The organism is Agrobacterium sp. ST15.13.015 (assembly GCF_027871645.1).
Lineage (GTDB): Bacteria > Pseudomonadota > Alphaproteobacteria > Rhizobiales > Rhizobiaceae > Agrobacterium > Agrobacterium leguminum.
On record NZ_JAQAHF010000006.1, the window covers coordinates 17439 to 41848 of the forward strand.

The window sequence follows — 24410 nt, forward strand, 5'->3', positions numbered from 1 at the left end:
CCGCTCATGTCTGACAAAAAGGCCGTCGTTCTCGTTCCCGGCAAGATAAACCCGCGCGTTCTCGAACGCCTCGAAGGCAAGGTCGAGATCGTGACTGTGCCTGCCGGCGCCGAGCCGGTTCTGCCTGATGGTGCGGCCGAGCGTGTTAACGCCATTGCCGTTTCCGGCGTCGTCAACGCCAAATGGATCGATGCGTTGCCGAAGCTCGAGATCATCGCCAATTTCGGCGTGGGTTATGATGGCGTCGACGCCAAACATGCCGCCACACGCGGCATCGTGGTGACCAATACGCCTGATGTGCTGAACGACGAGGTGGCGGATACAACGATTGCGCTTTTGATCAACACCGTGCGCCGTCTTTATCAGGCCGAGACCTGGCTTCGCGACGGCAAATGGGTTGGTGAAGGCCCGTTCGCGCTGTCGCCGTTTTCGCTGCGCGGCCGCAAGGTAGGTCTCTTTGGCATGGGCCGCATCGGCCAGGAAATCGCCAAGCGGCTGGAGCCTTTCAAGGTGGAGATCGGTTACCACACCCGCAGCAAACGGGATGGCCTCCCTTACACCTATTACGGCTCGCTGAAGGAGATGGCGGAAGCCGTCGATATCCTCATCTGCATCGTGCCGGGTACGCCGGAAACGCATAAGGCGATCAACGCCGAAATCCTGACGGCGCTGGGGCCTGATGGCGTGTTCATCAATGTCGGGCGCGGTTCCAGCGTCGATGAGGATGCGCTTCTGCAGGCGCTTAAGAGCGGTGCTGTGGGCGCTGCCGGTCTCGATGTGTTCTATGCCGAGCCGAAAGTCCCGGAAGCCTTCCTGTCGCTGCCGAACGTCTCCCTGCTGCCGCATGTCGCCTCCGCCTCGGTTCCGACGCGCAACGCCATGGCCGATCTGGTGGCCGACAATATTCTTGGCTGGTTCAGGGACGGCAAGGTGCTGACGCCGGTGCCGGAAACGCCGGTCAAGGGGTAATGCTTTACCGCCACACGCCCGTCACCCCGGACTAGATCCGGGGTCCAGCGCGATCAAGTCCTTGATCGCGAAATACTCCTCTCACGGCGCAGACGCGCCGTGGCTGGATACAGGCTCAAGGCCGGTATGACGGAAGAGAGGTTCTCGCCCTTTGTGGGCGTTCTATTCCGCAATCTCCGCGCTTCCCACCCATCGCCCTTCGGCAAATGATCGCGCCATGGCATGAATGCTGCGCTCGATCTTCAGCCCTTCCTCGAAATCGATGATATGGGCCTTTTTCCCCTCGATTGCCGTGATCAGTTCCCGGCATTCGATCACCTTCAGATCGTTGAAGCCGAGGCCGTGGCCGGGGGCGGGGATGAAGCGGTCATAGGGCTTGTGGTGCGGCGCGGTGAGGATTGTTCTGAAACCCTGTTCTTCCGGGCGTCCATCCGTGGTGTAGAGCTGGAACTCGTTCATCCGCTCCTGATCGAACAGGATCGAGCCGGTGGAACCATAAATCTGGATGGCGATGCGGCCCTTGCGCCCCCAAGCGGAACGGTTGGCAATGAGCACGGCGGAAATGCCGCCTTCGAGCTTCAGCAGCACGCTGGCAAGATCGTGCGTCTCGACGGCGCGGTCGCCACCGCCGGCAAGCGGGCGGGTTTCGTAAGGTTTCACCATGTCGGTGATGGCGCTTTCGGCATGGCCGAAGAGGGCGAATAGCAGGGACAGAGGGTGCACGGCAAAATCGTCCAGCGCGCCGTAACCGGAGGAAGCTTCGCTCTTCCAGTAGAAGGGCTGGGTGGCATCCGCCATGAAGTCCTCGTCCATTTCGGCGCGGACGTGATAGACTCTGCCGATGGCGCCTTCGTCGATCAGACGACGTATATGGCGGATGACGGGGTTCTGGATGTAGTTGTAGCCCATCGCTGCCGCCTTGCCTGAGCGGCGGGCCGCATCGCGCATCTTCACCGCGTCAGCAAAAGCGGGCGCCATCGGCTTTTCACACCAGACATGTTTGCCGGCCTCAAGGGCGGCAATGGCCATTTCCGGGTGGAAGGCGTTGGGCGTGGTGACCGAGATCACGTCGATCTCGGGGTCGGAAAGCAGGTCGCGCCAGTTGCCCGTCGAACGGGTAAAACCGAACTCGGCGGCTTTCTTCGCGGCAAGCTCGGGGTTAACTTCCGCGAGCGTCACGAGGCGGGGGCGTTCCACATCGCCGAAGACGCTGGTGACGTTGTTCCACGCCAGCGCGTGGCATTTGCCCATGTAACCGGTGCCGATAAGGCCCACGCCAAGAGCGGCCATGGTATTTTCCTCCCGAGATTTTTAGAATGAAATCAATGCATTGAGCGTTTATTGAAATGTGGCAGGCGAAACAAAGGTTCTCCTCCCTCATCCCTGTGCTTGTCACAGGGATCCAGCCAGCCCAAGTCCTTGGGCTGGGAAGGCTCTCCCCGTCGCGCAGACGCGCGCCGGCTGGATTCCTGTGACAAGCACAGGAATGAGGACAGGTGAGTGAATTACGGATTATCCCGCTTGAAAATCCAGTCGTGATCCGGGTGGTTCTTGAACCGCCATTTGCGCATCGGCCCCGCCATCACGTTCAGATAATACATCTCATAACCATAGGGCGCGCCGCAGGGGTGGTGACCCTTGGGCACCAGCACGACATCGCCGTCCGACACCGCCATGGTCTCATCCAGCGAACCGTCTTCGGTGAAGACGCGCTGGAAGCCGAAACCCTGCGCCGGGTTGAGGCGATGATAATAGGTCTCCTCCAGATAGGTCATATCTGGGTAGTTATCCTCATCATGCCGGTGCGGCGGATAGGATGACCAGTTGCCCGACGGCGTGAAGACTTCCGTTACCAGCAGGCTGTCGGCCACATCGCGTTCTTCCATGGCGATGGGGAAAATGTAACGCGTATTGGCGCCCTTGCCACGCTCGGTGAGCTGCACGCCATTCGGGCCGATCTGCTGCGCCTCGCGGCTGCCTTTTTCGCCGGGTGCGGTGCAGACGCCGATGGTGCAATCCGTTGTGGCGGTCAGCGACCATTCGGAGCCGGCCGGAACATAAACGCAATGCGGCGGCTTGCGCTCGAACACATTCATGCGGTCGCCGAGTTCACCGAAGTCCTTACCGCCTGCGGAAATCGTCGCCTTGCCTTCAACCAGCACGAGGATGACTTCCGTGTCGCCAGTGTTTTCCGTTGCCGTCTCGCCCGGCTTCAGGCGGTAGAGGCCGAAACCGACATAACCCCAATCCGCGCTTTGGGGCGTGATATCGTGCACCTTGCCGCTGGTCGCGACCGGCTTGCGCAGAAGTGAGGTCATGGTGGTTTTCCTTTTTGGTCAGTCGTTCGTCGGTTCTTGCCGTCTCGTCACCCCGGCCTTGAGCCGGGGTCCAGCCGACGCGCGTCCGCGCGGCGGGGACAACTCTTTTCAGCCCAAGGACTTGGGTGGCTGGATACCGGCAAGGCCGATATGACGGGCGGGATATGCCGCCCGTTATCGGTTCAGCTCAAGCAGCCTGAGCCTTGTCCAGCCCTGCTTCGCGCGCAAAAGCCTTCAGCGATTTCAGCCCGAGGCTCTGATATTCGAACGGGTTGCGCACGTCAGGGTCCTGTTCCGCCTCGATCACCAGCCAGCCGCTGTAACCATGCTCCGCCGCCACTTTCAGAACCGGTGGGAAATTCACGCCGCCTTCGCTGTCGCCCGGCACGGTGAATACGCCACGGCGAACACCTTCGAGGAAGGAGAGCCGCTCATTGCGCACCTGATCGGCAATGACGGGGCGCACGTTCTTGGCATGGATATGGCCGACGCGGCCCATATATTTCTGCGCGACGCGCACCGGATCGCCGCCGCCGAACAGGCAATGGCCGGTATCGAGCAGCAGATGCGTCTTGGGGCCGGTATGCTTCATCAGGAGATCGATTTCCTCTTCGCTCTCGACCACCGTTCCCATGTGATGGTGATAAACGAGGGTGATACCCTGTTCTGCGGCAAAGGCGGCCAGCGCCTCGACGCCCGCGCCGAATTTCGCCCAGTCCCCGGCCGCAAGGCGCGGGCGGTCGACCAGCGCCTTGTTGTCATCGCCATGGATGGCATTGGAGGTCTCGCAGACGATGATGACCTTCGAGCCCATGGCTTTCAGCAGGTCAAGCGCCGGCTGCATCGCCTTCTTTTCGGACTCGATGTCGTCGGTCAGAAGGTTCAGCGAATGCCAGCCGGAGACGAAGGAGAGGCCGCGCGGCGAAAGCACGCCCTTCAGGCCTTCCGGCTCGGTCGGGAACTTGTGGCCCTTCTCGATGCCGTCGAAACCGATCTTGGCGGTTTCATCGAGGCATTGTTCGAGGCTGATATGCGCGCCCAGCGTGCGGTCGTCGTCGTTGGACCAGGCAATCGGGTTGGTTCCGTAACGGATCATCTTACTGTCTTTCCTTGACATGGTTTTCATAACGGACGCGGGCCGGGCCGATTTCGGCGCGGTCGGAAACTTCAGGCACCGCGACATCCCACCAGTGACCGCCGGCCTGCGGCGTCGGGTAAGGGTCGGTATCGATAACGATGACGGTGGTGCGGCTGGAGGCACGGGCTGCCGCAAGCGCCTCTTCCAGCTCGGTAATGGTGGAAACCTTGCGCGCATCCGCCCCCATCGAGCCTGCATGGGCCACGAAATCGATGGCGATCGGGTTGACGTTGGTGTGGGCGTAGAGATTGTTGAACTCCGCGCCGCCGGTTTCCATCTGCAGCCGGTTGATGCAGCCGTAACCGCGATTGTCGGTGATGACGAGCGTGATCTTCACGCCCATGGCAACCGAGGTCGCAAGCTCGGAATTCATCATCATGTAGGAACCGTCGCCGACCATGACGATCACGTCGCGGTCCGGTTCCGCCATCTTGATGCCGAGGCCGCCGGCCACTTCATAACCCATGCAGGAGAAGCCGTATTCCATGTGATAGGAGAGCGGCAGCTTGGATTTCCACAGCTGGTGAAGCTCGCCCGGCATGGTGCCGGCCGCGCACATGACGACGGTATTGTCACGCGACTGGCGCTGCACCGCGCCGATGACCTGCATGTCGGTGGGCAGGCTGTTGGCATTGTCCTCGCCCGGCGCTGCCGTATCGGCATCGGCCTTTTTAAACCATGCAGCCTTTAGGCCGGCATCCGGCGCCGCAAAACGGTGGCTGCCGAGTGCTGCGGAAAGTTTCTCAAGCCCGATCTTCGCATCCGCCGTCAGGCTGATCGCATCGTGCTTGGCGCTGTCATAGGGCTGAACGTTAAGCGCCAGGATTTTGCGGTTCGGGTTCTTGAATAGCGCCCAGGAGCCGGTGGTGAAATCCTGAAAACGGGTGCCGACACCGAAGACCAGATCGGCCTTCTCGCTGATGATATTGGCGCTTTCCGCGCCGGTGACGCCGACGGGGCCGAAATTCAGATCATGGTCCCAAGCGACGGCCGATTTACCGGCCTGCGTTTCGACGACGGGAATGGAATGGGTTTCAGCAAAGCGCTTCAGGGTTTCGGTTGCGCCCGCAAAATGCACGCCGCCGCCGGCAACGATGATCGGGTTCTTCGCCGCCTTGAGCGCAGCGACGGCTTCATCGAATTCCACCACGTCCGGTTCCGGGCGGCGCTGACGCCAGACACGCTTTTCGAAGAAGCTCTCGGGGTAATCATAGGCTTCCGCCTGCACATCCTGGCAGAAGGCGAGCGTGACAGGGCCGCAATCGGCCGGGTCCGTCATGGTGCGCATGGCGCGGGGAAGTGCGGTCAGCAATTGCTCCGGCCGCATGATGCGGTCGAAATAACGGCTGACGGGGCGGAAGCAGTCATTCACCGTCATCGTGCCATCGCCGAAATCTTCGAGCTGCTGCAAGACCGGATCGGGCCCACGATTGGCGAAGACGTCGCCGGGGATCAACAGCACGGGAAGGCGGTTGACATGGGCAAGGGCGGCGGCCGTCACCATGTTTGCCGCACCCGGGCCGATGGAGGAGGTGACCGCCATGGCGCGGCGGCGACGCAGCTGCTTCGAATAGGCGATGGCCGCATGGGCCATGGACTGCTCGTTCTGGCCGCGATAGGTCGGCAGTTCGTCGCGGATACCATAAAGCGCCTCGCCGATGCCGGCGACATTGCCATGGCCGAAAATGGCCCACATGCCGGCGATGTAGGTTTCGCCATGTTCATTCATCTGCGCTGCCAGGTAACGAACCATGGCCTGCGCAGCCGTCAATCTGATTGTCTTCACGCTGCCTCTCCCTTTTTGGCGCGCGCCTCATCCCAAATGCGGCACAGGCTGGTATAGCGCTGCGCCATATCCCTGACCGCTTCCTCATCGGTCATCTTGCCGCCGAGCCAGCTGCGGGCGGCATCCGCGAAAATCGTGCGGCCAACGGCGAAACCTTTGACCAGATCGAAACCGGCGGCAAGGCGGAAGCTCTCTTCCAGCTCGCTTTGCGGCGCGTCGAGACCGAGAACGACGATGCCCCGCACGTAAGGATCGTTGCGATGCACGGCGTCGCAGGCGTTTTTCCAGGCCGCGCGGGTCTTCATCGGCTCCAGCTTCCACCAGTCGGGATAGACGCCGATCTCGTAAAAGCGCTCGATGATGCGGGCGGCGGTCAAATCGTCGGTCGGGCCGACCTTGGAGGGAATGACCTCCAGCAGCATTTCCAGCCGGTTGCGTCGTGTCGCCTGGAACAGACGCGTGACCGTCTCTTCCTGCGCGGCGCGCATCTCATCCGTATCGTCGGGATGATAGAAACACAGAACCTTGACGACATTTTCAAGCGGCCATTCGGAAAGACCGCCGAAATCCTTGCCGAGATCGGGTTCCAGCGTCAGTGGGCGCGAACCTGGCCATTCCACCGGGCGGCCGATCCACAGGCCCGAGCCGCTGGCGGCAAACAGGGCGTCACGTCCGAGACGGCCATCGCAGAGAATGCCGTAACCCGGCCTGTCGCCGGCAACATGCTGCGCGGCCTGAAGGCAGAGTTTCTTGAAAGCGCCGATCTGCTCGTGCTTGACGCCAAGCTCGTCGGCGATGGCTTCCAGCTGCATGCGGTGGTCGAAGGCGAAGACGCGCATCGTGTCCCAGTCGCCCTTGCGGTTGGTTGACCAATGCACCTGCTCCAGCGCCTCGTCCTTGCGCAGTGCCTTATTGCGAATGCCCGCCTTGAAGAAATATTGCAGTTCTTCCCAGCTTGGATAGGCGGGCGTGCAGCCATGGCGGGAGACGGCGAAGGCGCCGCAGGCATTGGCGTATTTCAGCGTTGTCGGCCAGTCCTCGCCGCGCAGCCAGCCGCGGAACAGCCCGGCCATGAAGCCATCGCCCGCACCCAGAACGTTGAAGACCTCGATCGGGAAACCTTCGCCCGTCTCGCCATCGTCGAGGCTGGAAGGAATGTCGCCGGCGAAAACCGAAGCACCCATCGGGCCGCGCTTGCATACCAGCGTCGCATTCGAGACCTTGCGCACGGCGTTCAGCGCGGTCAGCGTATCGGTGGAGCCGCCGGCAATGTGGAATTCCTCTTCCGTGCCGACGATCAGGTCGAAGAGATGCAGGGTGGATTGCAGCTTGGCGGTGACCTTCTGCGATTCGACGAAACGGCTCTCGCCATCGCCGTGGCCGGCCACACCCCAGAGATTGGGGCGGTAATCGATATCGAGCGCGGTCTTTGCGCCATTTTCGCGGGCGAGTTTCAGCGCCTTCAGCACGGCCGCTTCCGTCTTCGGATGCGACAGATGCGTGCCGGTGGCGCAGACGCAGCCTGCCTCGGCAATGAAGGCGGGATCGATATCGTCTTCGCTGAGCGCCATGTCGGCGCAGTTTTCGCGATAGAAGATCAGCGGGAACTGGTTCTGGTCGCGAATGCCGAGCAGCACCAGCGCGGTCAGCCGCTCCGGGTCCGTCTTCACACCGCGCACATCGACGCCTTCGCGCACCAGCTGTTCGCGGATAAAGCGGCCCATATGCTCATCGCCGACACGGGTGATGACGGCGCTGTTGAGCCCGAGGCGTGCAGCGCCGGCTGCGATATTGGTGGGAGAGCCGCCGATATATTTGGCAAAGGAGGCCATGTCCTCCAGACGGCCGCCGACCTGCGAACCGTACAGATCGACAGACGAGCGCCCGATCGTGATGAGATCAAGTTTTTTCAAAAGGTTCCTCCTTAGCACCGCACCTCGGTACGGTCTGCCTCACATGTCTGGAGCGGCATTCAGGCGACGATCGCCCGCATCTTTCGCCATCCCGCTCCGATGAGCCTCCTCCGCTCATTTTCGTTCGTCACGAGACGGACGATTATGGAATGCCCGTTTCATGGATTTGGATCATAAATTCTATTTTTTCCGTTTTCAATAAAAATATTCAGGCTGTTTTGCGCGTTCCCACAGCCACGGCCAGCGTAATGGCCAGACAGAGCGTGGCGGAAAGCGAGCGGAACGCGCCGAAATCGATCTCGGTGACGGTCAGCAGCGTCGCGCCGGATTTGCGCAGCGGATTGACGGCGGAATCGGAAAGCGCCACGATCGGAATACCGTTGGCGCGGGCGTTTTCCGCCAGCTCCAGCGTTTCCGCGGAATAGGGAGAAAAGGTGATCGCGATCAGCGCGTCGTCACGGGAAATGGCGCTGATATTGCCGAGCCCGCCGACCGCACTGTGCAGAACCGCCGGCACCTTCATCTTCTCGAAGGCGTAAGCGAGATAGCTGGCAATGGGGAAAGAGCGCCGCAGACCGATGATATGCACGGTGCGCGCCTTCGCCAGCGCCGAAACCGCCTCGTCAAGCTGGCGGGTATCGACCGATTTCAGCAGCATTTCCAGCGAGGAACGGCCGGCCTCCACGAATTCGGCAAGCAGGCCCGATGCGCTTTCATCGCCCTTCTCCCGCAGATGGTCGAGTCGCGTGGCATAATCCGGCCAGCCGCCGACATAGGAATCGCGGAACAGCCGCTGCATTTCCGAAAAGCCGGAAAAGCCCATGATCTGGCAAAAACGCATGAAGGCCGAGGGCTGCACGCCAGCCCCTTCCGCCATTTCGGCGACGGTGGAAACGGCGATGCGATCCTGATTGGAAGCGACATAATCGGCGCATTGCCGCAATCGTTTCGGCAAACCCTCCGCGACCTGGAGCAGCCGCTCCTCAAAAGCCTTTACGGATTCTGGCGCCTCGATTGCCGTCATTGTCGTTCCTTTGTGCAGACTGAAATCGTGTGCACTTTAACTGCAGTGGAATTTTTATTCCATTGGGTTTTTTGAGGAAGGGCAAATGAGACGGCGGGGGCTTTGTGTGATCGGTAACCCTCCGTCATTCCGGCCTTGAGCCGGAATCCAGCCGGCGCGCGTCTGCGCGGCGCGAAGAGTCTTTTCACCCCAAGGATTTGGGGTGGCTGGATACCGGCTCAAGGCCGGTATGACGGAGATTGTATATATGAACGCGCAACGGCGATGCATTCACTCAATGCAACCCGCCAACCCCAAGATGCGTATCGATAATATCCGGGTTTTCCGCAAGATCGCTGGATGGCCCTTCCCAGACGATGCGGCCGCGTTCCATGATGATGGCGTGGTCGGCGAAGTCGATGGCCATCTGAATGCGCTGTTCGACGAGGAGGATGGTCATTTCGCCCGATTGCGCCAGTTTGGAGAAGGCGGCCATCAGCTCCTCGCAGATGACGGGGGCGAGGCCTTCGAGCGGCTCGTCGAGAAGCAGCACGCGCGGTTGGCCGAGAATCGTGCGGGCGGTGGAGAGCATCTGCTGTTCGCCGCCCGAAAGTTGCGAGCCGAGATTGCGGCGGCGCTCTTTGAGGCGCGGAAACAGCGTGTAGGCTTCCTCGATGGCCGATTTCGGCCGGGTCTTGAGACCGACGAAGAGATTTTCCTCGACGGTGAGGGTGGGAAACACATCCCGCGTCTGCGGCACGTAGCCGAGGCCGGCCTTGGCGCGGGCGGCGCTCGGAAGGGCGGCGATGTCCTGCCCGCCGATACGGATATCGCCGGAAAAACGTTTCGTCTGGCCGGCCAGCGTGGCGAAGAGGCTGGTTTTGCCGACGCCGTTGCGGCCAAGAACCGCGAAACGCGAGCCCGACGGCACGGAAAGCGACAGGCCCTCGATGACGCGGGTGGGGCCATAACCGGCGGTGAGGTTGACGATTTCAAGCGGCGCTGCGGGCATCGGCGTAACTTCCCAGATAGGCTTGGCGGACTTCCGCATTGCTGGTGACGTCTTCCGGCGAACCGTCGAAGATGACCGCGCCTGCGGCTAGCACCACCACACGTTTGGCAAAACGGAAGACCAGATCCATGTCGTGCTCGATCATCAGGATCGCGAGGTCGGCCGGCAGCCGGTCGAGCGCCTGTTCGATGCGCGCGGTTTCCGTGGAAGGCACGCCGGCGGCCGGTTCGTCCAGCAGCAGGATTTTCGGGCGAAGCGCCATGGCAAGCGCGATCTCGATCAGCCGCTGCTGGCCATAGGCGATTTCGCGCACCTTTGTTTCGGCAAGTGCGATAAGGCCAAGCGTGCCGAGAATATCGCGGGCTTCGCTCATCACCGCAGGCATGGCGCGGTAACGGCCGAAAATCCGGCCCGTTTTGCCTTCGCGCTGGAGAATGGCAAGCGCCACATGTTCCTCAGGCGTCATGTCCTGAAACAGCCGCGTGACCTGGAAGGAGCGCACAAGGCCGCGCTTCACCCGCTGGCTGGCGCTGAGGCCGGTCACGTCCTCGCCGGCGATGCGCACCGTGCCGGCCGAGGGCTTGATATTGCCAGTGACGAGATTGACGAAGGTGGTCTTGCCGGCGCCATTGGGGCCGATCAGCACCGTGCGGTCTCCCGGCGAAAGCGACAGCGAGACATTGTTGGTGACGACGAGGCCGCCAAAATTTTTCTTGAGGCCGGAGACTTCGAAAATGGCGCTCATTTGCGACCTCCACGGATGCGCGCAATGATCTGCTCACCCGCGCCATAAAGCCCGCGCGGCGCAAAAAGCACGACGGCAATCAGCAGCAGGCCGACAATGGTGAGCCAGTGGAACGGATTGGCGGCGGAAACGACATCTTCGAACCACATGAAGGTGACGGTGCCGATCAGCGCGCCGTAAAGCGAACCCGCGCCGCCGAGCACCAGCATGACCAGCGCTTCGGCCGAAAGCGTGAAGCTGAGGCTGTCGAGACCGACGACCTGGGTGGAAATGGCGTTGAGCGCACCGCCAATGCCGGCGACGATGCCCGATATGACGAACATCTTCAAAATCGTGCCGTTGACGGCGCCGCCCATGGCCTGAATGCGGATGCTGTCCTGCTTGACGCCGCGGCACAACATGCCGAAGGGCGAATTGACCACCACCCTGAGGGCGAGGAAGACGACGAGCAGCAGACAGACGCCATAGATATAGGCGGTGCGGCCGAAAAGGTCGAATTCGAAGGTGCCGAACAGCGCGTCCGGGGAAACGCCGGCAAGACCGTCGCTGCCGCCCGTCCAGCCCGATGCCTTGTTGGCAGCCTCATGGAACAGGTGGATGACGGCGATGGAAAGAACGAGCTGCGGCAGGCCGTGGGCGCGCAGGAGAACCGTGCCGGAGACCAGCCCGGCGACGCCGCCCGCGCCTGCGCCGATCACGGTCATGAGCAGCGGATCGGTAATCTCGAAATGGGCGGCGGCAATTCCGGCAGCATAGGCGCCCGCGCCGAACAGCGCGGCATGGCCAAGCGTGGCGACACCGCAATAGCCGGTAACGAGATCGATCGACAGCACGAGAAGCGCGATGGCGATGATACGGGTCAGAAGCGCCAGATTATCCGGAAACAGGTAATAACCGGCAATGGCGGCGATAATGATGAGGAGCGGCCCCGCAAGCGTGCGCAGCGGTGAGCGCGCCTTCGGGATTTCTGCCGTTTCAGTCACGTCGTTCATGAGCACCGCCATCTCATTTCGCCCTTCCGAGAAGGCCGCGCGGGAACAGCGTGATGATCACGATGACCGCCAGATAAAAGAAGAATTCGCCATATTCGGGGGCAAGATACCGCCCGGTCGTATCGATGGCGCCGAGCAGCAGACAGGCGATCAGCGCGCCGGGAATGGAGCCCGCGCCGCCGACCGAGACCACCACGAGGAAGGTCACCATATAACGCAGCGCATAATAGGGTTCGACCGGCAGCAATTCCGCGCCGATGACGCCGCCCATGGCGGCAAGGCCAACGGCGATGGCGAAGCTGACGGCATAGATGACCTCGGTGCGAACGCCGAGTGCGGCCGCCATGGCGGCGTTATCGACAGCAGCGCGCAGCTTGATGCCGAAGGCGGTCTTTTCGAAGGTGAACCACAATGCACCGGCAACGGCCAGACCGCAGGCAATGGCGAAGATGCGGTGGGTGGCGATGGTGCGGAAGCCGAGATCGGTGGGGCCGGCCAGCTGCTGCGGCAGCGGAATGGTCTTCAGCGTCGGGCCGAAGACGAAATTGGCGATGCCGATGATGCAAAACGTGATGCCGATGGTCATCAGCACCTGTGTCAGCTCCGGCGCGCCATAGATGCGGCGATAGAGAAAACGCTCAAGCGGAATGGCGATGACGATGGTGCCGACAATGGCGACGAGGATCGCCAGGGCATAACCGAGGCCGAGGCCATGGGCGGCATAGGAGGCGAGATAACCGCCGATCATGGCGAAGGCGCCATGCGCCAGATTGACCACCCGCATCAGCCCCATCGTCACCGAAAGGCCGATGGAGATGATGAACAGGACCATGCCATAGGCAAGCGCATCGACAAGGATGCTGAAGACCGTCTGCATGCTGAAAAATTCCTCCCGGTGCTGCAATACCCATCCGGGCCGGACCCAGGCCGCGACGCGCGGCCCGGAACTTCTCTACGAGCCGCCGTTACTTCGCGGCGGCGAGGCCCGGATCGCCCTGTTTTTCGAAGGTCTGGACTTCCTTGTTGTAATAATTGCCGTCATCGCCCTTGGCCACTTCGCGCAGGTAGATATTCTGCGTGATGTGGCGGCTTTCCGGATCGATGCTGACAGGGCCGCGCGGGCTTGTCCAGGAAAGACCCTTCACCGCGTCCACGGCCTTTTCCGCATCCTGCTTGCCGCCAGTAGCCTCGATCATCTTGCTGATGACATACATGCCGTCAAAGGCGCCGACGGAAGGGAAGGAGAGCTCCTTCGGGTTGCCGATCGCCTTGGCGGCGGCCTCCACGAAGGTCTTGTTCTCAGGGGAATCATGCGAGACGGCGTAGTGGAAGGTCGTCTGCATGCCGAGCGCGGCTTCGCCAAGCGCCGGCAGGTCGGATTCCTGCGTCAGATCGCCCGGTGCGAAGAGCTTGACGCCTGCGGATTTCAGGCCGTTATCGTTGAAGGCCTTGACGAAGCCGAGCGTCGTCGGGCCCGACGGCAGGAAGGCGAAGACGCCTTGCGCGCCGGAATCCTTCACGCGCTGCATGATCGGGCTGAAATCATTGGTGGAAAGCGGCATGCGGATGCTTTCGACAACTTCGCCGCCGGCGGCGGTGAAGGCCGCCTTGAAGGCGTTTTCGGCATCGACGCCGGGGCCGTAATCGCTGACCAGCGAAATGACCTTCTTTACGCCGCCATCAAAGGCCACCTTGGCGATGGGGGTGGAGGTCTGCCAGGTGGTGAACGAGGTGCGCACCACATAGGGGCTCTTGGTCACGATGGCCGAAGTGGCGGCATTCATGATGACCATCGGCACATTGCCCTGCTTCAGCAAAGGCGTGACGGCCATGGCGTCGGGGGTGAAATAGAAGCCGGCGAGATATTGTACGCCTTCCTTCACCACCAGTTCCTGCGCCAGCGCCTTGGACTGCGCCGGATCGGCCTGCGGCACATCGCGATAGACGACCTCTACCGTATCGTCGCCGACCTTGTTGCCGTGCAGCGCGAACCAGGCATCGATGCCGGCCTTGAAGTTCTTGCCCTGCAGCGCGAAGGGGCCGGAGAACGGACCGACCACGCCCACCTTGATTGTATCGGCATAAGCGGCAGTACTGAAGCAGATGGCCGCGATGGCGGCGGTGATCCGTAATTTCATGATTTCCTCCCAATTGATCCGTGGCTCCCATCCACCGATCCAGACTGCCAGATTGATGAGTGCGGTGGCCAAAGTAAAATGAAATAAGGGGGGTGATAAATAACCTGACGGTTATCAATACCCGTCTCGCCGGGTTTGTCTCATGTAAGATCGCACAATAGTGATCATCCCGTGATTCTCAATGTATAGCGCCGCCGCAGCCATCACGACCGGTGTTTTCGCGGCACGTGGTATCGAAATGCTTCCTCATGAAAACCAGCTTTTGTGACATGTTTCGAAAATGACGGTCATACCCGCGCAAGCCTCGTGCCTTAACCAGTTCTAAGGGGATTGTTTGTAGCCTCGCGAAGCATATTGTGAACTTTATTTGGTGTCTGATGGGCGAATATCAAAATAGAGTTGTTGAGTTGATGCGAGATCGCGTTGGCGAAAGTATACTCAACAATAAGATCGAGCGCCGCGAAGCATTTCTTCGCAAGGCGCTGGCGCTGTATCACGTCATGGGCGGAGACGCGCAAGGCATGCACGCTGCGGTGGAGGATGTGATCAACCTGCAAAAGCCGAGTGTCGATGTCGCTATTGGCGACGTGATGCATGAACTGGCAGCAATCGGTCACGTCGCCGATCTCGATATTATTCAGGCCGGGTACAACAAGCTTGATGCCGCTAATCTGCATATTCTAAGCAAGGGCAAGAGGCTTTTGCAGAAGCAGCGGGACCAAAAACTCGCCAGCACGGCGGGAAAATAGGCCGCCCATCGAGGGCGGCCCGCAATATCAGGCCACTTCCCCGACGAGAATCTCCTGCCAGGCATCATAGGCGGAGAGAACCGTTTCCATCTGTGCGGTGTGGCCGGTGATGAAGTCGTTGCCGTAGATCGTCTCGTCCGGATATTCGGTGATCAGCGTCATCGGCACGGTGTGGCGGTCGTCGACGGAGGACAGGCACGGGAAGCCGTTGATGATGCGGAAACCGGTTTCGCCGGCGTGGATTTCATAAAGCGCGATCTGGCGGTTATTGTAATCGAGCAGGCCGGGAATGGCGCCGAGATGGCGGGTTACCCGGTCGAGCAGGGCTTCGGCCTGCCTTTCCCAGTCCGCATGGTGGCGGATGATGAGGAAGAACCCTTTCGGCAGCGTCCACATGGCGAAATTGCGCGGGACATAACCGGAAAGCGGCCGGGTCCATTCGTGGGATGGATAACCGTGCAGGTTCACATGCAGGCTGGCGCCGCTCATCTCCTGCGCCCTGAAACGGATTGCCTTCTCGTTGAGATGGACGCCCGAATTTTCCCGCGTGCGATATTCGAGATCGTCGCCGAGCGCCGTGTAACGCGCCGCGTGATGCATGTGGCGCGGATTGTCGGCTCTCAGCCGTTGATGCAGGGCGTAACCGTCAGGATTTTCCAGCGGCGAAATGGTGAAATGTGCGCCCCTGCGCTCGGCAAGTTTACGGGCAGCGCGGATCGCGCCGACGATGCCTGTGGTCTCGTTGGGGTGCTGCCCGCCGCTGATCATCACCGCGGCATCGCTGCCGGCGACATAACGGGCGGCGAGAATACGGCCGGAACGGGAATGGGCCTCGAATGCTTCGCCGCCGATCTCTTCAAGCAGTTTTGCGAGCTGGCCTGCAGCAACCGGTTCGCTGGCCGTATCGATCTGCTGTTCACGGCCATCGAGAAAGGCGGTGGTGAGCGTGCGCGCCTCGATGCGGACGGAGACTTCGCCTTCGCTTTTGACAATTTCCGGCACGATCTGGCCGGGCTTCAGGCCCCGGTCACCCAGCGGCCGGCCGGACTTCTTCTGGAAGAATTCCAGGAGCGAGAAATAGAAATCCTCATGCAGGGCTTCGCGCAGGCTGACGACCTCATCGCCGAGGGCAAGTGGCAGATCTTCGGCCGGATGCGCGACGCGGATGTTCAGCTCCTCGAAATAGGGCTCTTCATCGCCCCAGCCATGGTTGGCGACGGCATGGATCGCCGCTTCGAAAAGCCGTTCGTAATCCGTCTCCAGCCGCTCGCCCACAGCATCGCCGGCAAGCCGGAACCAGCCCGTGGGTGAAACATTGGTTTCGCCGACGATATCGGTGTGCACCCGGTTTGGCGCCAAAATCTTCAGGGTTTCCTTCTTGCCGTTGCGGCTCAGGGTAACATCATAATGGAAGGCGTCGTCGTTCCGGGCGACGAAGTCGATCGTCGCATCGCCCACCAGAGCCGCCAACGGATAGGCTTCCAGCCGGAAACGATTGGCGGGGGCGTTGGCGTGCACCGGGTAACGCACCTCGATGGTGTCGACGCCATCCAGATTGATCTCTTCCATAAAGGTGAAGAGAAGCGGCTTGTAGGCGCTGCGGATGCGGGCGCTGACGCCTTTTTTCTTCAGCCGGTTTTCGGCTTCGCGGCGGCTTTTGGCATCATCGAAGCTCCATGCCTCGAAGGACTGGCCCGGTTCGGCATTGGCGAGAAGCGCATCCAGCGTGCGTTCGAAAGTCTGGTCGAAAATCTGGCTCATCGCTGTTACCTCGAGGTTCTGCCGGTGGGGTCGAGGCTATCGCGCAGCCAGTCGCCGAGAAGGTTGAGGCCAAGCACGGTCAGAAGGATGGCAAGACCCGGGAAGACGCTGACCCACCATGCCGTCTGCAGATAGGTCCGTCCATCCGCCAGCATGCCGCCCCAGCTCGGAATGGTCGGATCGACGCCGAGACCGAGGAAGGTAAGGCTGCTTTCCAGCAGGATATTGTTGGCGACGTTGAGCGTCATCAGCACGATGACCGGGCCGATGAGGTTCGGCAGCAGGTGCTGAAGAATGATGCGCCAGTCCTTCACGCCGATGGCGCGGGCGGAAAGGATGAATTCCCGCTCCCGCAGCGTCAGCACCGAGCCGCGCACGAGACGGGCATATTGCACCCATTGCGAGACGATCAGGAGGATGATGGTGTTTGTGAGGCTGCCGCCGACAATGGCGATGAAGGTGATGGCGAGCAGAATGAAGGGCATGGCGAGCTGGATATCGGCAAAGCGCATGACCAGCATGTCCCAGAAGCCGCGATAATAACCGGCGACCAGTCCGACCGCGACGCCGAAGATGACGGCGCCGATAACCGAGGTGAAACCGACCAGCAACGAAATCTTGCCGCCGGCGACGACGCGGGCGAGCACGTCACGACCCAGCGGATCGGTGCCGAGCGGATGGGCGGCATTGGCAAAGGGCTTGGCAAGGCGCGCCATCAGGTCGATCTTGTCAGCCCCGCCCGGAAACAGCACGTCGGAAAAGACGACGGCAAGGCAGATGACTGTCGTGAGGAACGCGCCGAGGACGAATTCTAGATTGGTGAAGCGCGCGAGACGCGAGGTTTTGGCAGCCATCGTCACTTACTCCGTGCGGATGCGCGGATCGACAAGCCCATAGGCGATATCGACCAGAAGGTTGATGCCGACGATCATCAGCGACAGCACGGTGATGACGGCCTGAAGCACGGGATAATCGCGCGCGCCGACCGCATCGAAAGCCAGCGTGCCGAGGCCCGGCCAGTTGAAGACGCGCTCAATGACGACGATGCCGCCCAGCAGCCCACCAAATTGCAGGCCGAAATAGGTGATGAGCGGAATGGCGCAGTTGCGCAGCGCGTGTTTGTAGAGAACCTTGTTTTCGCTGAGGCCCTTGGCGCGCGCCACCATGACATATTGCGAGCGCAGCGTATCGAGCATGGCTGTGCGCACCAGGCGCACATTGGTGGCGGTGAGGATGACACCCATGGTGACGGCGGGCATGATGTAGCTGGCAAAACCGCCCATGCCGCTTGGCGGCAGCCAGCCGAGCGTGATGGAGAACAACAGCACCAGCATGGTGGCTAGCCAGAAATTCGGGAAGGACAGGCCGACGAGCGAAAATATGCGGATCACCTGATCGGCCGTCTTGCCGCGCGAGGTCGCCGCCTTGATGCCGAGCGGGATGGAAAGCGCAATCGACACCGCCATGGAGATGAAGGCGAGAAGCAGCGTTGCGGGCAGGGCATCGGCAATGAGGCGCGAGACCGGCGTGCTGCCGGTGAAGCTGCGGCCGAAATCGAGCGTCAGAAGCCCCTTCAGGAAGCTGAAATATTGCACGAAGAACGGCCGGTCGGTGCCGAGCGCCGCGCGGATGCGCGCCAGATCATCTTCCGTCATGCTGCCGCCGCCCTGGAACATGGTGACGGCGGGGTCACCCGTCAGGCGGATGGCGAAAGAAACGAGAAGGGTGATGGCTATGACGACAAAAATCGCCTGCAGCAATCGCTTGATGAGGAAACCGGCCACGTTTTTTACCTTGAAGAGAAGTTCTGCCTTGCCCGCGCGTGGCGGGCAAGGCGACTTATGAGAGGATTAACCAGCTTATTCGACGGTGACGTCGGTCAGCTTCAGGCGGTTGTCCGGCGGTGCGACGAAACCCTTGACCCGCTTGTTGATGCCGTAAATGGCATTGGTGTTGTAAAGCGGGATTTCCAGCGCGCGTTCGGCGGTATAGCTGCCGATTTCCTTGAGGATCTTTTCGCGCGCGGCACGGTCGGTCAGCGGACGCTGGGATTCCAGCAGCTTGTCCAGCTTCTCGTCCTTGTCATAGGGGTTCCACTTTTCACCCGAGTGATACATGGAATAGGCCGTGTTGTCGTAATCGAAGGTCCAGCCGCCCCATTTCTGCTGGAACATCGCGCCGGTCTTGCCCTGCGGTATGATGTCGTTCAGCAGCACGTTGGTTTCGTAAGGCTTGATGGTGGCGGTGATGCCGACCATGGAGAGGTAGCTGGAAATAACCTGCGCCACCTCGTTCATCGTTGCGTCATTGCCGCGGATATCGATCTGGAGCGCCGCACCCGGCTTGACGCCGGCTTCCGCGAGAAGCTTCTTGGCGCCTTCCGGATCGTAGGGCAGCGGTTTCAGATCGGCGTCATAGCCGAAGGAAAGCGCACTCTGGAAGCTGGCGATTTCGGAAGCCTGACCGGCGAGGATCGACTTGACGATCGTACCGCGGTCGACCGCCATGATGATGGCCTTGCGCACCTTCGGATCGGCAGTGATGCCGTCACGGGTGTTGAAGCGCAGCGCATCCACCGTCGGGCCGGGAACGCTGACGATCTGAAGCTTGGAATCGCCTTCGATGACCGGGATCATGCCAATCGGGATGGTGGGCGGAATGACGAGATCGACGCGGCCTGCCTGCAATTCGGCAACGGCGGTCGCCGGCTCGGCGATGAAGCGGTATTCAAGCTCGGAAAGCTTCGGTGCACCACCCCAGTAATCCGGGTTGGCTTCCAGCTTGATATTGGTCTTCGGTGCGTAGGAAACGAATTTGAACGCGCCGGTGCCGACGGGGTTGAGGTTGAAATTGTCCTCGCCCTTTTCCTGAATGTACTTCGGCGGCACGATCATGCCGCCATAACCGGCAAGCTTGGTCAGAAGCACCGGATCGGGCGCCTTCAGCTTCATGTCGACGGTGTAATCGTCGATGACATCGACGCTTTCGATGGCGACGTAGTTGGAACGCTGCGGGCCCTTGGCACCCTGTTCGCCGAGAAGGCGCTCGAAGGTGAACTTGACGGCGGCGGCGTTGAAGGGCTCGCCATTGTGGAACTTGACGTTCTGGCGCAGCTTGAAACGGATGCGCTTGCCCTCATCCAGCTCTTCCCAGGATTCGGCAAGGCCGGGCACAACCTTCAGGTCCGGGCCGCGATAGGTGAGGCCATCGAAGATGTTGGTGGCGACAGCCGCCCATTGCACGAGGAAGGTGTCGATTGGATCCCAGCTGCCCGGATCCTGCGGGCTGGAAATGGTCATCTTGCCGGCGGCGAAAGCCGGTGCGGCGGTAAAGGCCGTTGCGGCCATGGCAAGCGCGACGAACGTTGTCGTCATCCCCTTCTTGATTATTGTCATCTACCTGTTCCTCTTCAGATGGTTGTGGTTCTGGTTGTTATTCAGGCGCTCTTCGCGATGAAGTGGCCCGGATTGATTTCCTCATGGGCGAGAATGGCCGGCTCATCGCCGACACGGCGCACGGGATTGGGTATTTCTCCTTCGATCATCGCGATGCGGCGCTCGATGGTCGGATCGGCCACCGGCACGGCCGAAAGCAGGCGGCGGGTGTAATCATGCGTCGGCGTTTCGAAGACCTGGCGGCGGCTGCCCATTTCCATGATCTGGCCAAGATAAAGCACGGCGACGCGGTGGCTCATCTTTTCCACCACCGCCATGTCATGGCTGATGAAGAGATAGGCGAGCCCGCGTTCGGCCTGCAAATCCATGAACAGATTGATGATCTGCGCCTGAATGGAGACGTCGAGCGCCGACAGCGCCTCGTCTGCAATGATAAGCTTCGGATCGGAAGCGAGCGCGCGGGCAATGCAGACACGCTGGCGCTGGCCACCGGAAAACTCGTGCGGATACCGCGCGGCGTGCTCGGAGGAGAGGCCCACACGCTCCAGCAATTCATCCACCCGTCGCTTTACGGCCTTCTGATTATTGATCAAACCATGGGTGTTGATCGGCTCGGCAATCGAAAAACCGACCGTCTTGCGCGGATCGAGCGAGGCGAAGGGGTCCTGGAAGATATATTGCACTTCCTGGCGCATGCGGAAACGCTCCGCCGCCGACATCTCAGAATAGCTGCGACCATTGAAGGCAATTTCGCCCGAGATGGCCGTCTGCAATTGCTGGATGGTGCGGCCGATGGTGGATTTGCCGGAACCGGATTCGCCCACCAGCGCCAGCGTTTCGCCGGCGTGAATATCGAAGCTCACCTTCTGCACGGCGCTGAGGCGGTGCGTCGCCTTGCCGAACAGGTTTTTGCGGATATCGAAGCGGACAAACAGGTCCTTGACCGACAGAAGCGGCTTGGCGTCGTATTTCGCCGTGTTTTGCACGCGCTCTTCGCCGACCACGACCGGCTGGCCGTCCTGCAACACGGTGAGCGGCAGGCGCTTGGGAAACTCTTCGCCTTCCATGCTGCCGAGGCGCGGAACGGCGGACAGCAGGGCGCGCGTGTAAGGGTGCTGCGGGTTGGCGAAGATATCCTTGACCGGGCCTTCCTCGACCTTCTTGCCCTTCCACATGACGACGACGTCATCGGCCATTTCCGCCACCACGCCCATATCGTGGGTAATGAAGACCATGCCCATGCCGAGCTTCTTTTGCAGGTCGCGCATGATGTTGAGGATTTGCGCCTGAATGGTCACATCCAGCGCCGTCGTCGGCTCGTCGGCGATCAAAAGCTTCGGCCGGCAGGCGAGCGCCATGGCGATCATCACGCGCTGGCGCATGCCGCCGGAAAGCTGGTGCGGATACCGCTTCAGAAGCTCGGCGGCATCGGGCAGGCGCACCATTTCGAGCAGCGTCTGTGCTTCCGACATCGCTGCCTGCTTGCTCATCTTCTCATGCAGGACAAGCACTTCGCAGATCTGGTCGCCGATGGTGAAGACCGGGTTGAGCGAGGTCATCGGCTCCTGGAAGATCATGGCGATCTCCTTGCCGCGGATCGCGCGCATCTCTTTCTGAGACGCCTTCAGCAAGTCCTTGCCTTCAAACAGGATTTTGCCGGTGGGGTAGGTCGCGCCCATCATGTCGGCAAGGCGCATGGTGGAAAGCGAGGTGACCGATTTTCCCGACCCGGACTCGCCGACGACCGCGACAGTGCGGCCGGGCTCGACGCTGAAGGAGATATCGTCCACGACGCGGCTATTGCCGAACTCGACGCTCAGGCCTTCGACCGAGAGGAGGGCGTTTGCGGGTGCGGCAGTCATGTCAGCGTCTCCGGCGTGGCCTGCGCGGCAAAGCTGGCGCGGCCATGTGAAAATGAGGAAGGGGAAAATGTCTCGGGCAGGCGCGTGCTGGGCGACGCCATGGGCAGGGACGGGAATGTCGCGAAGAACTGCATGTCTTCAGGCCGCTTTGTCGGCAAAATGCGCATTGGCCGTCGCCCGCGGACACGGCACATTCGATGTCACCGAAGCGCCGCAGGCAACCTCATCGGTACCGGCCGGATGATTTGCGTCGGCCGCAGATTCGACGATGCGCATGTAACTCTAATTCCCCACCCTTGTTTTGCCGAAAAAGCTAACAAAACCGAACAATCATGTCCAGAGTGTTGAACAATTTTTGTGTACTGCTCTACAAATGCGCAACGTGCATTTTAATTTGGCGCAGGTTCGTTCGGGATGGGACCAAACAGCGAGCAGTGGTTCGTTGCACTCACCTCCCTCATCTCTGTGCTTGTCACAGAGATCCAGTCAGCCCAAGTCCTTGGGTTGAAAAGATTCTTCCCGCCGCGCAGACGCGCATCGGCTGGATCCCTGTGACAAGCACAGGGATGAGGAGGGGGAAGGTGGCGGCAGGCTGAAAGGAGCACCCTCTTAGCTCAATGCCACCCGGTTTCCATGCAGGCTGTTATTCCTTCGGCATGCCGACCGGCGGCGCAAGCCGTCTTTGTGCGGCAATGCGGAAGGGGGCGTTCATTGCGCCATAACCGCCATAGGCTCCGCGCCTTTCGATGATTTCGAAGAAGAAACCCTCGCCGAAGGTGCGGCTGTAGATCTGGAAATATTCACCATTGTCGTCGCGGTCATAAAGAATGCTCGCGGCCCGCAGCGCATCGGAAAACTCCGGCTCCAGCCCGAAACGGGCTTCCAGATCGTCGTAATAATTGCGCGAGATCGGCAGGGCGTGGAAACCCCGCGCCTGCAGGGCTTTGGCTGTGGCGAAGATATCGTCGGTGGCAAACGCGATGTGCTGGATGCTGGTGCCGAAGCCCTCGGCCAGAAATTTGCCGGCGAAAGTCTTGCGATTGTCCGCACCGTTCATGGTTAGACGGAAATGCGGTGAGGGCACGCTTTCAATCGCCTGGCTGCGCACCAGCCCGCCCGGATCGACCACATCGACCATCGGCGTGCGCCGCGTCGCAAACAGCGAGGTGTAGAATAAAAGCCAGGTCAGCATTTCATCGTAATGCGTTGTTTGCGCAAGATGATCGATCCGCCTGAGGCCGGCGTCGCCTTCCGGCGTTCGGCCTTCCGTCGGTACGAATTCATTGTCCCAGATGGAAGAAAGCTCCGGTGAACCGTCAAGGAAATAGATGACGCCGTTGCCCACGCCCTGAATGGCGGGAACGGCGACCTCGCCTGACTTACGCGGCTCGGCGAATGTAGGCGCGCCGAGCGCTTCGGCCCGTGCCAGCGCTGCTGCGGCATCATCCACCTTCAGCCCGAAGGCATAAGCATTGGTGCCATGGATGGAATAGGAGGCTCCCGCGAAACTGTCGCCACCATCGCTGGTATTGATGACGATGCGAATATCGCCCTGCGTATAAAGATCGACATCGCGGTTGCGGTGCCGGGCGGTGTTTTCAAAGCCGAGCGTGGCGAGAAGGGCTTCCAGATTAGGCTTTTCTTCCGGTGCCGTGGTGAATTCGACGAACTCCACTCCTTGCGTCTCCACCCGTTCCGGCATGGCGGGCACATCGATGCGGATGTCGGGTTCGAGACGGCGCACCTGGTCCATCAGGTTGATGAGCGAGCGGTGGCCGTCTTCGGCCAGCAGCCGTGCCGAGCCGCCGCGGAACTGGTCGTTGAAGATTTCGAGCGATAGCGGGCCGCTATAGCCGGTTGCCGCCACGGCGCGCATGAAATCCACCACCGGCAGATCGCCTTCGCCCGGCATGTTGCGGAAGTGGCGGCTCCAGTAGAGCAGGTCCATGTCGATCAGCGGCGCATCGGCAAGCTGCACGATGAAAATCTTGTCGCCGGGAATGGAGCGGATCGAATTGGGATCGATCTTGCGCGACAGCGTGTGGAAACTATCGAGGATGATGCCGACATTGGCGTGATCGGCGCGGCGCACCACCTCCCAGGCATCGCGGTGATCGCTGATATGGCGGCCCCAGGCCAGCGCCTCGTAACCGACGCGCACGCCATGTTTTGCCGCAAGCTCGCCTAGCTGATGGAAATCGGCGGCGGCGCGGTCGATGCCGCCGAGCGAGACCGGCGAGACATTCGAGCAGATCAGCATCAGGTCGGTGCCGAGTTCGCCCATGATGTCGAATTTGCGCTGAGCGCGCTCGAAGGCGCGGGCACGGTGGGGTTCCGGCATGCCCTCGAAGTCGCGAAAGGGCTGGAAGAGGGTAATCTCAAGGCCGTGATCGGCGGCTAGCGCCTTCACCTCGCGCGGCGAAGCATCGTAGGTCAGGAAATCGTTTTCAAAAATCTCAACGCCCGAAAAGCCTGCCTTGGCAATCGCCGCCAGTTTTTCGGGGAATTCGCCACTGATCGATACGGTTGCAATGGATGTGCGCATTGGCATGCCGTGTCCTGCTGTGTCATAGCTCGCCATATTGCCTTCCTTTTCAGCCTTATGTACTGATTGGTTAATAATACGGGC

Annotated in this window: 20 protein-coding genes; 2 read left to right on the forward strand and 18 right to left on the reverse strand. The window is 60.9% G+C overall.

The features are described from left to right. Positions 1 to 6: 6 nt before the first annotated feature. On the forward strand, positions 7 to 969 hold the full coding sequence (locus PIB16_RS11015) for a 2-hydroxyacid dehydrogenase (RefSeq protein ID WP_065655362.1): 963 nt from the start codon (positions 7 to 9) through the stop codon (positions 967 to 969). A gap of 162 nt (positions 970 to 1131) precedes the next feature. On the opposite strand, the gene PIB16_RS11020 is transcribed toward PIB16_RS11015, so the two are convergent. From PIB16_RS11020 to PIB16_RS11070, 11 genes are all read right to left on the reverse strand, one after another. Then, a complete protein-coding gene (locus tag PIB16_RS11020; RefSeq protein WP_065655361.1) occupies positions 1132 to 2259 on the reverse strand; it encodes a Gfo/Idh/MocA family protein in 1128 nt (375 codons plus the stop codon). A gap of 215 nt (positions 2260 to 2474) precedes the next feature. After that, entirely contained in the window at positions 2475 to 3287 is an 813-nt protein-coding gene (gene iolB / locus PIB16_RS11025; RefSeq protein WP_065655360.1) for a 5-deoxy-glucuronate isomerase, read from the reverse strand. Positions 3288 to 3474: 187 nt separating this feature from the next. Beyond that, positions 3475 to 4383 (reverse strand): myo-inosose-2 dehydratase, encoded by a 909-nt coding sequence (gene iolE / locus PIB16_RS11030; RefSeq protein WP_065655359.1) that lies wholly within the window; start codon positions 4381 to 4383, stop codon positions 3475 to 3477. A gap of 1 nt (position 4384) precedes the next feature. Further along, positions 4385 to 6211 (reverse strand): 3D-(3,5/4)-trihydroxycyclohexane-1,2-dione acylhydrolase (decyclizing), encoded by a 1827-nt coding sequence (iolD, locus tag PIB16_RS11035; protein WP_065655358.1) that lies wholly within the window; start codon positions 6209 to 6211, stop codon positions 4385 to 4387. Beyond that, positions 6208 to 8124 (reverse strand): bifunctional 5-dehydro-2-deoxygluconokinase/5-dehydro-2-deoxyphosphogluconate aldolase, encoded by a 1917-nt coding sequence (locus PIB16_RS11040; RefSeq protein ID WP_174000562.1) that lies wholly within the window; start codon positions 8122 to 8124, stop codon positions 6208 to 6210. The genes iolD and PIB16_RS11040 overlap by 4 nt, the downstream gene beginning before the upstream one ends. Positions 8125 to 8332: 208 nt before the next feature. Next, positions 8333 to 9148, reverse strand: coding sequence for a MurR/RpiR family transcriptional regulator (locus PIB16_RS11045; RefSeq protein WP_065655356.1), 816 nt, complete (start codon positions 9146 to 9148; stop codon positions 8333 to 8335). A gap of 274 nt (positions 9149 to 9422) precedes the next feature. Next, complete coding sequence (locus PIB16_RS11050; protein WP_065655355.1) at positions 9423 to 10139, reverse strand: ABC transporter ATP-binding protein; 717 nt, start codon at positions 10137 to 10139, stop codon at positions 9423 to 9425. Further along, on the reverse strand, positions 10120 to 10884 hold the full coding sequence (locus PIB16_RS11055; RefSeq protein ID WP_065655354.1) for an ABC transporter ATP-binding protein: 765 nt from the start codon (positions 10882 to 10884) through the stop codon (positions 10120 to 10122). Before PIB16_RS11055 ends, PIB16_RS11050 begins: the two co-directional genes overlap by 20 nt. Then, positions 10881 to 11888, reverse strand: coding sequence for a branched-chain amino acid ABC transporter permease (locus PIB16_RS11060; protein ID WP_065655353.1), 1008 nt, complete (start codon positions 11886 to 11888; stop codon positions 10881 to 10883). The genes PIB16_RS11055 and PIB16_RS11060 overlap by 4 nt, the downstream gene beginning before the upstream one ends. Position 11889: 1 nt before the next feature. Next, positions 11890 to 12753 carry a branched-chain amino acid ABC transporter permease gene (locus tag PIB16_RS11065; protein WP_065655352.1) on the reverse strand — a complete coding sequence of 288 codons (864 nt, stop codon included), beginning with the start codon at positions 12751 to 12753 and terminating at the stop codon, positions 11890 to 11892. Positions 12754 to 12841: 88 nt separating this feature from the next. Then, complete coding sequence (locus PIB16_RS11070) at positions 12842 to 14014, reverse strand: ABC transporter substrate-binding protein (protein ID WP_065655351.1); 1173 nt, start codon at positions 14012 to 14014, stop codon at positions 12842 to 12844. Between the two features lie 377 nt (positions 14015 to 14391). Here PIB16_RS11070 and PIB16_RS11075 point away from each other — a divergent pair, with 377 nt between their 5' ends. After that, positions 14392 to 14763, forward strand: a complete 372-nt coding sequence (locus tag PIB16_RS11075) for a hypothetical protein (protein ID WP_065655350.1) — start codon at positions 14392 to 14394, stop codon at positions 14761 to 14763. A gap of 27 nt (positions 14764 to 14790) precedes the next feature. Here PIB16_RS11075 and PIB16_RS11080 read toward each other — a convergent pair whose 3' ends face one another. From PIB16_RS11080 to PIB16_RS11110, 7 genes are all read right to left on the reverse strand, one after another. Further along, the gene (locus tag PIB16_RS11080; RefSeq protein WP_271045619.1) at positions 14791 to 16524 is read right to left on the reverse strand and encodes a M14 family metallopeptidase; all 1734 of its coding nucleotides are present in this window, start codon (positions 16522 to 16524) and stop codon (positions 14791 to 14793) included. Between the two features lie 5 nt (positions 16525 to 16529). Further along, positions 16530 to 17378: an ABC transporter permease gene (locus PIB16_RS11085; protein WP_020811984.1), complete on the reverse strand. Its 849-nt coding sequence runs from the start codon at positions 17376 to 17378 to the stop codon at positions 16530 to 16532. A 6-nt stretch (positions 17379 to 17384) separates the two neighbouring features. Next, on the reverse strand, positions 17385 to 18308 hold the full coding sequence (locus tag PIB16_RS11090; RefSeq protein WP_271045620.1) for an ABC transporter permease: 924 nt from the start codon (positions 18306 to 18308) through the stop codon (positions 17385 to 17387). Positions 18309 to 18383: 75 nt separating this feature from the next. After that, positions 18384 to 19919 (reverse strand): ABC transporter substrate-binding protein, encoded by a 1536-nt coding sequence (locus PIB16_RS11095; RefSeq protein WP_271045621.1) that lies wholly within the window; start codon positions 19917 to 19919, stop codon positions 18384 to 18386. Between the two features lie 41 nt (positions 19920 to 19960). Continuing rightward, entirely contained in the window at positions 19961 to 21781 is a 1821-nt protein-coding gene (locus tag PIB16_RS11100) for an ABC transporter ATP-binding protein (RefSeq protein WP_271045622.1), read from the reverse strand. Next, positions 21778 to 21948, reverse strand: coding sequence for a hypothetical protein (locus PIB16_RS11105; RefSeq protein ID WP_271045623.1), 171 nt, complete (start codon positions 21946 to 21948; stop codon positions 21778 to 21780). Before PIB16_RS11105 ends, PIB16_RS11100 begins: the two co-directional genes overlap by 4 nt. 476 nt (positions 21949 to 22424) lie before the next feature. Further along, a complete protein-coding gene (locus PIB16_RS11110; protein ID WP_065655382.1) occupies positions 22425 to 24326 on the reverse strand; it encodes a bifunctional sugar phosphate isomerase/epimerase/4-hydroxyphenylpyruvate dioxygenase family protein in 1902 nt (633 codons plus the stop codon). Positions 24327 to 24410 lie beyond the last annotated feature (84 nt).